This is a genomic window from Echinicola sp. 20G (assembly GCF_015533855.1).
Classification (GTDB): Bacteria; Bacteroidota; Bacteroidia; order Cytophagales; family Cyclobacteriaceae; genus Echinicola.
On record NZ_AP024154.1, the window covers coordinates 1153291 to 1167388 of the forward strand.

At 38.0% G+C, this 14098-nt stretch carries 8 protein-coding genes; 3 read left to right on the forward strand and 5 right to left on the reverse strand.

The genetic code is table 11. The features are described from left to right. Positions 1–3: 3 nt before the first annotated feature. The 5 genes from JL001_RS05080 to JL001_RS05100 all read right to left on the reverse strand — a co-directional run bounded on the left by JL001_RS05080 (position 4) and on the right by JL001_RS05100 (position 8647). On the reverse strand, positions 4–3510 hold the full coding sequence (locus JL001_RS05080) for a TonB-dependent receptor (RefSeq protein WP_236252720.1): 3507 nt from the start codon (positions 3508–3510) through the stop codon (positions 4–6). 126 nt (positions 3511–3636) lie between these two features. Then, positions 3637–4686 (reverse strand): FecR family protein, encoded by a 1050-nt coding sequence (locus JL001_RS05085; RefSeq protein ID WP_200975063.1) that lies wholly within the window; start codon positions 4684–4686, stop codon positions 3637–3639. A gap of 138 nt (positions 4687–4824) precedes the next feature. Beyond that, on the reverse strand, positions 4825–5421 hold the full coding sequence (locus JL001_RS05090; RefSeq protein ID WP_200975064.1) for an RNA polymerase sigma factor: 597 nt from the start codon (positions 5419–5421) through the stop codon (positions 4825–4827). A gap of 226 nt (positions 5422–5647) precedes the next feature. Beyond that, the gene (locus JL001_RS05095; RefSeq protein WP_200975065.1) at positions 5648–7123 is read right to left on the reverse strand and encodes an arylsulfatase; all 1476 of its coding nucleotides are present in this window, start codon (positions 7121–7123) and stop codon (positions 5648–5650) included. 105 nt (positions 7124–7228) lie between these two features. Then, positions 7229–8647, reverse strand: a complete 1419-nt coding sequence (locus JL001_RS05100) for a sulfatase-like hydrolase/transferase (RefSeq protein WP_200975066.1) — start codon at positions 8645–8647, stop codon at positions 7229–7231. Positions 8648–9068: 421 nt separating this feature from the next. On the opposite strand from JL001_RS05100, the gene JL001_RS05105 reads away from it, so the two are divergent. From JL001_RS05105 to JL001_RS05115, 3 genes are all read left to right on the forward strand, one after another. After that, positions 9069–10493, forward strand: a complete 1425-nt coding sequence (locus tag JL001_RS05105) for an MBOAT family protein (protein ID WP_200975067.1) — start codon at positions 9069–9071, stop codon at positions 10491–10493. Positions 10494–10505: 12 nt separating this feature from the next. After that, the gene (locus JL001_RS05110) at positions 10506–11465 is read left to right on the forward strand and encodes a hypothetical protein (protein ID WP_200975068.1); all 960 of its coding nucleotides are present in this window, start codon (positions 10506–10508) and stop codon (positions 11463–11465) included. A 123-nt stretch (positions 11466–11588) separates the two neighbouring features. Further along, positions 11589–14048: a TonB-dependent receptor gene (locus JL001_RS05115; RefSeq protein ID WP_200975069.1), complete on the forward strand. Its 2460-nt coding sequence runs from the start codon at positions 11589–11591 to the stop codon at positions 14046–14048. Positions 14049–14098 lie beyond the last annotated feature (50 nt).

Consider the following 14098-nt stretch of genomic DNA (forward strand, 5'->3'; position numbering starts at 1 on the left):
TGATTAGAAACTAAGACTTAGCCCAAAGGAAATTCTTCTGGACAATGGATAGAGCTTACCAGACTGGTCTCCCCCATTGCTAAAGCTTGCACTCCCAAGGTTATCTTGGTTAGGATCAAGCACTTCAGGATCAAAATTCTCATTAAGCTTCGTAAAGGTCAAGAGGTTTTCTCCAGAAACATACACCCTCATCCCTCCAATTTTAACTCTCTCTAGCATAGCAGAAGGTAAGGTATAACCTATAGTTAGATTTTTAAGTCTCAAGTAGCTAGCATCTTGTAGGTACCTGGTTTGTACTTGTGTGTTTCTGTTAGTTACTTGCCCTTGACTTGGACGGAAGTAATAGGCATCCCTATTTTCTGGAAGGCCATCTGATCCGTCACTCCAAGTCTCATTATAGACATTATCCAAAACGATCACATTACCATAACCTCCTGTACTTCCAAACATCAAAGGACCATCCAACCAGAAATCTCTTTTACCAATTCCTTGGAAGAACATGCTTAAATCGAAATTCTTGTAATTCAAACCACCTCTGATACCATATAAATACCTTGGAGAAGCATTACCAATGATCCTTCTATCTCCAGAATCATCCACTGTACCAGCACCACCATTGATGGAGCCATCATTGTTGAGGTCAGCATAATGTACATCTCCTGGTGCAATCAGATTGCCACCACCAAGTTGAGCATGATCAGCAGCATTATCGATTTCCTCTTGGTTTTGGAAAATACCCACCGTTTCATATCCCCATATTTCTCCTAATGTTTGACCTACATAATAGCCACCTGAGAAAGAATTTGTTGGATTTTCATATCGAGTAATTTCACCTTTGGAGTCTGAAACTACTACATTCAAGTTATAGCTTAGCTCACTATTGATCTCATCATTCCAACCTACGGATGCTTCCCAGCCTTTAACTCTTAGGTCAGCGGCATTTTTCTCAGGAGCGTCGGCACCAAAAATCCCTGGTAAAGCCGCTCCTGCAACCAACATCCCTTTTGTGTCTCTTTGGAAGGCATCAAGCGTCACATTCAATCTTCCTTGAAGGAAAATCATATCCAAACCAATATTGGTAGAACTTACTTTTTCCCATGTTCTATCAGAAGAAAGAGGATTTTGAGGGCTTAAGCTTACCGGACGGCTTCCTCCCATAATCCAGTTGGTCTGAGGAACAGTAGTATATCCCACAAATGGATAATACGCTCCAGATACCTGATTACCCAATTGACCATAAGAAGCACGTAGCTTCAAAAGATTCAACCAAGTAAGATCTTTCATAAATTCCTCATCTGAAATTCTCCACCCTGCTGAAACTGAAGGGAAGAATCCAAAGCGATCATTTTTGTTGAATCTGGATGATCCGTCATAACGACCATTGATTTCAAGTAAATATTTTCCTTGATAAGTATAGTTCATTCTTACGAAACCACTTCTCAATGCCCAGTTATAAAAATCATCTGTAATGATTGGGTCTCCCAAAGTTGTAGATGAAGAAAGTACATCATCAGAAATCAGGTTGGTATTATAACTTTGGTTAGAAGTGTATGTCGCCTTTTCTTGGTTAAAACCTACCGTAGCTTCAATGCTATGTCCACTACTCCAATCTTTGGTATATTTACCATAAATATCAAAAGCGTAATAGTTGTCCACAAAATTGGTACGCTCGATATAGGAAGGTTCTGCTTCTGGAGAAACCGTAAGGTTGTTCCACGGTTGAATAGAGTAAAACTGTCTATTATTTCTAACTCTTTGTCTGAACTTAGGATTAAAGGTGAAGTTAGAAAACACTTGGAAGTCTCCAAATTTCATTTCCACACCAGCCTTTGTATTCAAATTGTAATTAACCAAGTTGTTACGCCCACCATCTTCTATAGTAGCTACAGGGTTTAATCTATGGAAAGTGGCATAATCCACACCATCTAAATTATAATAGGGAGTCCAAGTAGGCCTTGCTCTCCAAACTACGTGAAAAATAGAAGGCCCGAAACCACTACCTGGAAGATTGTGTACATCTTGCTCAGCTCTAGAAAAGTTAACCTGAAACTTAGTAGTCAACCATTTATTAAGGTCTGTACTAAGATTAGAGTTAAAATTAAACCTTTCGTAAAAATCATTCCCGATTTTCACTATTCCATCCTGACGCGCATAAGCTACAGAAGCCCTGTAAGCAGAATTCTCTGATCCACCTGTTATGCTAAGGTTATGGTTGTGACCAGGAGCGGCATTCGCAAAAACCAAATCCGCCCAGTCCGTATTGGCATGCTCATAGTAAGCTGTACCTGACGGTTTAAGGGTATAATCATCTGAAATAACTCCATCCACGCGATCCTTGATCAATCCTAAATGCTCCTCATTGAAAACAGCTGATGCATTAGTGCTCTCACGCATACTGTTCACAAACAATGCATAGCGATAAGAATCCGTCTTATCCGGAAGAATGGTTGGTCTTGCTGCAAAAACATTTCCAGAATACTGGATCTGTGGTTTTGTGCTTTTGGATCCTTTCTTGGTAGTGATCAAAACTACCCCAAAAGCAGCTCTTGCCCCATAGATGGCTGCTGAAGCGGCATCCTTCAATACAGTTACACTTTCGATGTCCTGCGGGTTGATATTATTGATATCCATCTGCGCACCATCAACCAAAACCAATGGCTCTCCTCCATTGATACTGGTAGCACCACGAATATTAAAACTCGGATTACTTCCTGGGGAACCACTGTTCGAAGCAATGTTCAATCCAGGCACTACTCCTTGAAGACCATCGGTCAAATTAGTAATTGGACGATTTTCAAGCACTTTGCTGTCTGTCATTCCAACTGCTCCAGTTAGATTTCCTTTTTTCTGAGTACCATAACCCACCACAACTACTTCTTCCAAGTCACTTACGTCCTCTTCCAAAACCACATCAATTACAGATTGGTTGTTGACGGAGACTGTTTTAGAAAGAAATCCAACGAAGGAATATACCAAACTTGATCCTTCTTGTACACTTAGGGTGTACTTCCCGTCAAGGTCGGTCGCTGTACCGTTTACGGTTCCCTGCTCCACCACTGTTACTCCTGGAATAGGCTCACCATTCTTATCGGTAACTGTTCCGCTGACTTGAACTTCTACCACAATGGCAGGTGTGAAGCTTTTTCTTTTGTGCTCCTTCACACTAATGGTATTATCAACCTGTCTAAAGGACAATTCATGAGATGTCGCCAAATTGATCAAGACGCTTTCCAATGACTCATTTTCCAATTTGAGATTTACAGGAGGTAGGTTTTTCACCAATTCATCCTTATAAATAAATTTAAAATCAGTTTTGGCATTGATTTCCTTGAAAGCTTCAACTAATGAAGCTTCTCTAAGGTCAAGGCTCAAGGACACCTTAGTGATATCCAATGATTCCTGTGCCTTAGTTGGCGCTGCATAGATTAAGTTCAGAAAAAGTAGCTGAAACATAAACCCATACAGATAGTATTTACCTATCATACATAGTGCATGTAATGTTTTTTTCATAATTTAAGGTGTTTTTCTGTTTTACATAAGGCATTAAAACATCGATAATTGGCCTAAAGCCTGAGAAACTTGGCCATCTATCGAATCGAGCCAATGGGTAACCCGTTGGCTTTTTTTGATTATGGTTTATTCATTGGCATTAAATTTTAAGGCTATTTTTTTACGGTCTATTTTATAACTGAAGCCCATGGTATAACCAAGGCTTTCCAATACATTTTCAAGTGATGCATCTTTAAACTCTCCGGACACCTTTTCATCCTTTTTTGGCGAATTTTGAACAGTAATCTCTACCGCATACCATCGTTCCAAAAGCCTTTTAACTTCTGAAAACTTCATTTGATTAAAACTTAATACGCCATTTTTCCACCCATACGCCTCTAGGGGATTAAAAATACCTTTGGATAAAACATCCTTATCTAATTTCGCCTCTTCTCCTGAAACCAAATACAAATCTTCTCTATCCCTATTTTCATTATAAACCCTCACTTTTCCGGTAGCGAGTTGTACACTTGGGGAAAACTCCTGATATGCATTAACATTAAAAGAAGTTCCTACCGCAACAGTGACCATATTTCCAGACTTAACAGTAAAAGGCAGTACAGTATCATGGGCAACTTCAAAAAAAGCCTCCCCTTTAAGTTGAAGTTCTCTATTATCCTTTCCGAAGTTATCCAGATAGGTGATTTCACTTTCCGAATTCAAATAAACTATACTTCCATCTGGCAGATAAAGCTTGGACTTTTGTCCTTTTGGATTGGCTTTAACAATTACCGCAGCAGCTACCTCTATTTTTTCTTCACTACCCTTGTGGTTGATGGTCAAAAAAGTGATAGAAGCGAGTAATACAACCATCAATATTGCTGCAGTCCTGATCCAAAACTGATTCCAAATCGTTTGTTTCTTTTCTTTGGTAAAAAATCTTTTTGAGCTATCAGCCTCAATACTATGCTCTATTTTCTTAAACAGGGAATGCTGTTGAGCATCTTCCATTACCTTACCCTGATCATTAATAGACAATAAAATTATCCGGGCTTGTATATAAAGCTGCCGGTTGGTTTCATTTTCGTTAACCCAATTGATCCATTTCAAATTTTCTACCGGCTCACCATCAAATACCCAGCTTTTAAAAGAATGGTCAAATAATAGGTCTTCTATTTTAGAATAAGATTTCATCATTTTGTCTATCTGACCTACAGAGATCAAAAGGCCTAAAATCTCATCGCCTTATTTAAAAAAATTTAACTTTTTTTTAATCAGATGTTAATCAACATTAAAAAAGGAATTCTGGTTGAAGCTAACAGGCCTGAGGCAGGCTTAAAAGTTAAGCAATGCGAAGTAAAAAAAACTAATGGCTATCTTTCTGAAATCCAAACTATTCTTTAATGTTTTGATTCCTTTAAAAATTAAGTTATAAATCGACGGAACTTGCACGCCCATCAGTTCAGAGATTTCCTCATAATCCAACTCCTCAAGTACCCTTAAATAAATTGCTTCTTTTTGTCTCAACGGTAAGTTTTCAAGTGCTTCATTGATCTTTACAGCAGATTCAGAAACTATTTGATGTTTTTGAAGCAATTCCTCGAAAGACTCTTCCCAAAGAAATTTAGCATGGTACTCATCAATCGATTCTCGTTTATATTGATGATTGACCATTTTTATAATTTCCCTTCTGAAGGAGGAGAAAAGATAAAATTTAATGGACCTATGGATGCTTATCTTTTCCCTGACATTCCATATGTGCACAAACACATCATGAATCGCATCTTGGATCAAATCCTCATCATGGGTAAACCCAAAACCATATTTAAACAGGTCTTTAGAATAAGCCTTATAAATCAACGCAAAGGCCTCTCTGTCCCCAGCAGAGATTCTATTCCAAGTCTGTATATCGTTTAGGTTATCTTTATTCATGTGTTCAATTAACAAAGTCCGTAGTAAAAACAAACTTCTATTGATAAACAACTTTTAAATATAGGTTTTCTGGCCTAAATAAAAAATTTACGAAAGTATTTATTCTATCTTTCTTCTAGAGTGCTATTTTCATTTTGAAACATTTCAACACAGTTTTTTAAAAAGATCACAAAAAAACCGTCTTGATTTTTCAGAGACGGTTATAATAATTCAAATGTTTAAAATTTTATTCTTCTTCCTTTATACCTTGTAACATCTTGGACAACTCGTCTACAATTTCTGGATGGGCAGCGTATAAATTGGTACTTTCAGCTGGGTCATCTTTCATATTATACAATTGACCTGGTGTTTCAATACCATATCCTTCTTTGTTTAGCCCATCACTGAATCCTCCGGATTTTTGGGACTGAATTAATTTCCAATCTCCTTTTCTAATTGCAAAAACGCCTTGATGAGAATGATGTACCAAATAGTTTCTTGCTGGCTCATTAGCATCCCTCAAGGTTGGCAACATGCTTTGTCCATCAGGAGAGCTATTTTCCTTCTTTTCTATACCCACAATATCCCTCACTGTTGCCATGATGTCCAATGATGACACTAAGCCTTTGGCAGAAGTCCCAGCTTCAATATGCGAAGGCCACTTCACAATAAACGGCACCCTATGGCCTCCCTCCCAAGCATCTCCTTTATAACCTCGCCATGAGCCATTTGCATAGTGCTCATAATCCTTTATTACTGAAGAAACTGGTCCTGAATAGTTTTCTCCGTTACGAGCCGGAGAACCATTGTCACTAGTAAATATAACAATGGTATTTTCATCTAGACCATTTTGTTCCAGCGCATCCATCACCTGTCCTACAGTCCAGTCCACTTCCTGTACAAAATCACCATATGCACCCGCTTGGCTTGAACCCTTGAATTTCGCAGTTGGAGCAATTGGAGTATGGGGTGCCGTCAAAGCAAAATACAAGAAAAATGGTTTATCAGTTTTTGCAGCACTTTCTATATATTCTACAGATTTTTGGGTGATAGTCGGCATAACATTTTCCAGTGTCCAATCTGGCGCCATGACACCTTTATGGCCAAACATATCATCCGGCTTTGATACACTTGGCATTTCTACTACTCTCTCATTTTCAATAAAGGTATAAGGTGGAAAATTGGGAACATCATCCCCAAAATAATAATCGAAACCAGCAGCCAAAGGACCTCCTTTGATAGGCGCGTTGTAATCTACTTCTGCTCCATTATTATCTTCTGCAGGCACAGTATCACGGGTAGACCAATTCCATCCCAAGTGCCATTTACCTATAGCGGCGGTCTGATACCCTACAGACTTCAACATATCCGGAAGGGTCTCTCGGTCTTCCTCAATAAGTGGAGCTTCCCAAGGCCATAGGACACTTTTTTTCAATCTGGTTCGCCAACTATACCTACCTGTCAAAATACCATACCGGGTAGGCGTACATACAGAAGATGGTGTATGGGCATCTGTAAACCACATTCCATCTTTAGCCAGTTGGTCAATGTAAGGAGTCTTGACTTTGGCTTGGTGATTATAGGTTACTACATCGCCATAGCCTAGATCATCCGCCAAGATCAAAACAATATTAGGCTGCTTAGTCTCTTCCTTTTGATTACAAGAAGTCACCACTGTCATAGTAAGCAAAAACAAGGCGAAGGTCAATTGTTTGTAATTCATGGTTATTTTTTTAGGTCAAAAGACCTATAAATATAATAAAGATTTTCACATTCTAACTAGTCAAATCAAAAAAATAGGGCTAGCAAAATTGCCAGCCCTATCATTTTAGTACTTCTCCAAATCAAATCGATCCGGATGCTGTTTTGTATACTCCTTGTCCTGGCTGAGTCCCATAAATATCGGATCCATCAAATCGTTGATCCATTTCTTTACACTTTTCAACATACTTTCGGATTGATGGGCATCATCCAATGGAGCAGACTCTCCTATGTCATTTGTAATATTGAATAGCATGTCTTCTTTTCCATCCACGTTTACAAATTTGTAATCACCCTTTCTCACAGCGTATGCTCCACGGTCATGCATTCTCCAATACAGTTCCTTATGTGGGACTTTCTTTTTCTTTCCCGTCAAATAAGGAACCAAATTGACTCCATCCAAATCATTTTTAGGCTTGACTTCAGCTAAAGCCGTTGCAGTGGCGAAAATGTCCAAGCTGATAACAGGCGCTTCATAAACCTGTCCAGAAGGTATTGTCCCTGGCCACTGTACCGCAAAAGGCACCCGAATCCCACCTTCCCAAAGCCAACCTTTGGTACCTCTCAACGCGCCATTATCTGAAGCATTATGAGGCTCAGGCCCACCATTGTCTGACAAGAAGAAAACCAAGGTATTTTCATTGATATTCAGTTCTTCAAGTTTATCCAATACCAGACCTACACCATCATCCACAGCACTAACCATGGCAGCATAGGTTTTTCTCTTTTTATCTTTAATATGATCAAATCGACTCAGGTATTTTTCTGTCGCCTCGAGCGGTGTATGGGGAGCATTATAAGCTAAATAGATAAAAAACGGCTCCTCTTGGTTCCGCTCAATAAAATCTACCGCCTCTCTGCTGAGCGCATCAGTTACATACTCCTTTTCCTCTACTCTACTATTATTCTTCAACAATTTGGTGCGGTAAGCATCATACTGAGAAGTAATTTCTGATAAATCATTTAAATCCAGTTTTTCTGGCAAATAATGGTGTCCCCCAGTAAGAAACCCATAAAATTCAGTAAACCCTCTTTCCAAAGGCCGCTGACTCTCGTGGGCACCCAAATGCCATTTCCCAAGCGCCATGCTTTTATATCCTCCACGACCCAATGCAGACGCCATGGTTTCCTCGGTCAAAGGAAGACCCTGGTTAGGATCATTGGGTGCGAATAGAGGATTTCTGCTAAATCCAAACCTTCCTTGGTATCTCCCAGTAATCAAACCTGCCCTACTTGGCCCACAAACCGCATAACTCACATAGCCATTGGTAAATTTCACTCCATTGTTTGCTATTCGATCTATGTTTGGAGTTGGAATATCCTTTGAGCCATTAAAACTTACATCATTATATCCCAAATCATCGGCAAGCACAATGATTACATTGGGCCTTTCTTCTTTATCTCTACTTTGAGCAAAAGAAGGGTTACTTAATATTACGCCACCTAGAAGCATACCTAACAGGCGAATAGTAAACATCAATCTCATATTCTTATAAATATTTTGAAACCAAAAAGACAAATATATAACTATTGACAATTATTTGTCCTTCTGACCTATATTTCTAACAAGATAATTCCCATATAGTCAAATACGCTTCTTGCTGATTGGTTTCTACATTTATCTATAAATCAATTAAGGTCATTTTAAGACTTCTCATCAGAATGGCTCAAATTGAATTAAATTATTTGTAATTATTTTTATGTATTTCATCTGCAATTTTTTGCATTTTAAAAACCAACATATATCTTTACAATTAATTAAGCAATTGGCATTCATTTACATAAATCCACAATAGCAATCGAACAATGGTAAGTTCAACCACGAAAAACTCCAAAATGGACACATGCTTTTATTTTGGTACTTTTCAATTCACCTAATTATTATCTAACATGTAAAATTTTTAACAATGCTTACAACCTCCCTCGAATTTGCTGTCTTTTTACCTTCTATTTTTTTAATCTATTGGTTTCTTTTAAATAGGAATATAAATTTTCAAAATGCGCTAATCCTAGTGGCCAGTTACATTTTTTATGGTTGGTGGGATTGGCGATTTTTAATTCTTATTGCTTTCAGCAGTGCCGTTGATTTCACCATTGGTATATTATTAAACAAAACTGAAAAGCAAATACAGCGCAAATCACTTTTAGCTGTCAGCATCATTGTAAATTTGGGACTCTTGGGATTTTTTAAATACTACAATTTCTTTTTGGATAGTTTTGTCGACACCTTTACTTTTTTTGGTTTAAACTTTTCAATAAACCGTTTAAATATAATTTTACCAGTTGGAATAAGCTTTTACACACTTCAAACCCTTAGTTATACTATAGATGTTTACGACAGAAAGTTAAAAGGCACCACAGATTTCTTTGCATTTTTTGCCTATGTAAGCTTTTTTCCACAATTGGTTGCTGGGCCGATAGAAAGAGCCACACAACTGCTTCCCCAATTCCAAAAGAAAAGGACTTTTGAATACGACAAAGCTGTAGATGGAATGCGTCAGATACTATGGGGGCTCTTTAAAAAAGTAGTAGTGGCTGATAATCTAGCTTCTTACACCGCTACCATTGCGCTAAACTATGAGGATCAAAATGGAATCACACTCTTTCTTTGTCTTATCATGTTTGCTTTTCAATTTTATTGTGATTTTTCGGGATATTCAGACATCGCTATTGGTACAGGAAGACTTTTTGGGTTTAGTTTAATGAAAAATTTTGATTTCCCAATTTTCGCTAGAAGTGTCCCCGAGTTCTGGCAAAAATGGCATATTTCCCTTTTTTCGTGGTTTAGCGAATATGTAATTAAGCGGCTTCGAGGTTTTAGGAAATGGCAAGTAGTAAGAAACATTTTATTAATATTTATAATAACTGGCTTTTGGCATGGAGCAGCTTGGAACTATGTTATGTGGGGTTTCTTCCATGCGCTTCTGTTTGTGCCTGCAGTTCTCAAACGAAAAAGATTTAAGCTTCCAATAGCTCATGGTAAAATGCTGCCTTCTTTGAAAGAATCGTGGCAAGTTTTCTCAACCTTAATATGCTTTATTTTTTTGGGAGTCTTATTCTTGATGCCAAGCGTATCTCAAAGCATAGATTATCTCCTCTCAATTACAGACGTCTCTTTCTTCAGATTTCCTCTACTTCCAAAAAATAGGGCTATAGCAGGTCTCTTTATACTCATTATAGTAGAGTGGTTCCAACGAGAGAAAGAGCATGGCTTGGACATGACAGGAATAAATATCTCAAAACCCTTGAGATGGAGTGCTTACTACTGCTTACTTTTTGCTGTGTTCTATTATGGTGGAGTCCCACTAGACTTTTTGTATTTCCAATTTTAATGATTTCACTTTATGAAAACATATATAAAAAATATCATACTTTTTATACTACCAATGGCCGTGATTTTGATTCCCATGGAGATCTATCTCCGTGACAATACTTATCAAGCAAAAAGTAACTATTTGGTTAAAAACAAAAATCAAATCGAAGCCATTATTCTTGGCCCTTCTTACGAGTGGAGAGCTATTGACCCAACTTCACTTGACATTCCTACAGCATCTCTTGCTCATGAGGCCACAGCGATCAATGCCAATATTGAACTTTTTGAAAAATATGCCCCAGTTTTGCCAAGACTAAAATATGTTTTCTTCGACCTGTCTTTAGGATATATGGAAAATGAAAACCCCGACAAGTGGGAGGGCAGTCATTTATTTAATATTTATTACGATATAAAAAGCAAGCGTCCCGAATTAAAAGATAATTTTCTATTAACTGCTAATTTCAGGTTTTATTTCACTCTCTTTTGCTCTCATCTCTCCAACTCAAATAACAAAGAAAAATTCAATGAAGGTGGTTTTATCTACAAGCCTGCCGAATTTAATGACTTATTTGCTCAATACGATTACAACATTAATGAACTAGAAAAATCAGGAGAGCTCTACAAAAGGATCATGTATCAAAACACTATTAATGACAAAGTGTATGACAAAAACGAACTGCTTCTCAAGAACCTAATTGACTATTGTAAAAATAGGAACATACAAATGATTTTCATTTCCCCTCCTAAATTTCATTTAAATAATAAAGCTGCTTCCCAAGAGATTATTGAAAGAAGAGATCAATTTCTTTCAAAATTCAAAAATGATCCGAATGTGATCTTCTGGAATTATGAGAATTTTATGGAAAACGACCCTAAATTCTTCTTGGATGACACACACCTCAATCCAAAAGGTGCAGAGATTTTTACTGCTACACTGAACCGGAAAATCTCAGGTTATATGCTCAAAAGGAACAGAGCAGAAATTCAATAAGATCAATAGGTTTTACATCTTATTAAGAATTAATCCAAATTAATTAATTTTCTTTTGGTTGGTCTATAAAAGGCTATTATTTTTGCAACTGTTAAGAATTAGTCTAAATAGAATTAACCCACCATGAAGAACAGTTTACTGTTTATTTGCTTGCTATGCATCAGTAGCATCAGCATGGCCCAAAATGGCCAACTAAAAGGAACCATCAAAGATCAAAACGGTAAAAGTATTGAGTTTATCAATGTATTGATAGAAGACACTCAATTTGGAGCTTTGACAGATAAAGAAGGTAAGTTCAATTTTGAAAATGTACCTGCCGGCCACTATAAAGTTATCTTCTCCTCCTTTGCTTATTCCACCCTTAGCAAAGAAGTTGATATCCTTGCCAACCAAACTTCAAGCATTGATATCGTGCTTTCTGAAAGTCAAATGGAACTTCAGACTGTAGAAATTCTAGGACGTGCAGAAACCAGTTATAAAAACACCAATTCCTTTATTGGAACGAAATCATCCACTCCTCTTCGGGAAGTTCCCCAATCCATAGGCTATGTCACCAAGGAGCTTGCCCTGGATCAAGGAGCTTACACCGTTAACGATGTAGTGAAAAACATCAGTGGAGTCAATCAATTTACTTTTTATAACGACATTACCATTCGTGGCCACCGCATAAAGGGACAAGATCTTTCTGGAAACTTGGTCAATGGCATGAGGGCTTTTACCAGTTTCTGGAAACAACAACTGATTCCTCATATTGAACGAGTGGAAGTTATCAAAGGCCCAGCATCTGCCCTTTTTGGCAACGCATCAGCAGGAGGAACCATTAATAGGGTCACTAAAAAGCCTTTGACAGAAACTAGACAATCCATCAGCTCCACCGTCGGAAGCTTTAATACTTTCAGGATATTAGGAGACTTTACTGGTCCTATGACTGAAGATAAAACATTACTGTACAGGCTTAACCTAGGCTATGAAAACTCAGGTAGTTTCCGTGACCTACAATATGCCAAAAATCTCGTAGTTGCTCCATCATTCTCTTTCCTTCCATCTGAAAAGACAAGACTTAATTTTGACATTGTTTACCAAAAATCTGACGGAAGGTTGGATCGAGGACAAGCTGTCTTTGGAGATGGAGATTTATACTCCGTCCCTATTACCAAGTCATTAAATGCTGCGAATGATTATTTGAAAGAAGAATCCATCAATGCCACGATTTCTCTTAGACATGAATTTACTGACCAATTAAGTTTCAACTCCGTTTACATGAGATCCAATTATGCTGAGGACCTTTTGGAGCACAGAGGAAATAACAAATTCGCCAATTTTGGTGACGGCTCATTGGATTACGAAAAAGTAGAAATGCGAGTTGGAATCCGAAAAAGAGATTGGAGTAACAACAATTTCAGCAATTATTTTAACTATGATGTAAGTACTGGAAGCATTGACCACAAAGTATTATTAGGATACGACTATTTCCAGCAAGTGCTTCATCCTGGAGGGTCACAGCTACAAGCAAGAGGCTACCTGACAGCAGACAAAACCGGCTCAATCAACAGCTATAACCCAGCTAATAAAGACCTTTATGCCTTGGATGCTAATGGAAATCCAATTCCAGTAGTTGAGCATTTTGACCTAACTGACCCATTTGCAAATAAATTAAGGGACTTAAGCAAATACATTTACAGTTCGAATGTATATGCACAATCCATGCTCCATTCCCATGGAGTTTACATCCAAGAACAAGCTTCAATTGGTAAGTTTAAAGTATTATTGGGATTGAGACAGGAGTTTTATACAGACGTCTTGAATTACAAAGGTGATAGTGAAGAAGATGTCACCCAAAATGCATTGATTCCAAGGGTAGGACTGGTGTATTCCGTTACACCAAACATTAACCTTTATGGAACCTATGTCCAAGGCTACCAACCACAATCCGCAACAGTAATCAATGATCCTAATGCAGGAGGTCCATTTGATCCGCTTACCAGTGAGTTGAAAGAAATTGGCGCTAAAAGCGATTGGTTTGAAGGGCGTTTAAGTGCAACGATTGCAATGTATTACCTGACTGAAAAAGGAGCACTTTACAATGCCAATGAACCAGGTAACCCAGAACTTTTGATCCAAACTGGAAAAGACCTATCTAAAGGCTTCGAATTGGACTTGGCAGGAAAGATTACTGATAATTGGAGTTTGATAGCCAATTACGCTTATAATGAAGCGACTATTGAAGAAAGCGATGATGAAAATTTGATAGGAAGACAAAAGCCCAATGCCCCAAAACATGCAGGAAATCTTTGGACAAAATATATCTTTAGCGAAGGCTCTTTCAAAGGCTTGGGATTCGGTATTGGTGCCAACTTCGTGACAGAAAGATTCGGTTCATTAGGTTCTACTGCTGAACCTCCAGTCTTTCCAGCTTATGAGATTTTTGATGCGGCAGTTTATTACAAGATGAACAAGTTCCAAATTCAAATGAATATTAACAATGTCTTTGACAAAACACATTGGGTGGGAGGCTATGATTACATCAGGGCATTCCCGGGTGCTCCAAGAAATGTCATGACAACTGTTTCTTACACTTTCTGATTAAAAGACATTATGAAGACATCAAACTTCCGGAGCTGACCCCGGAAGTT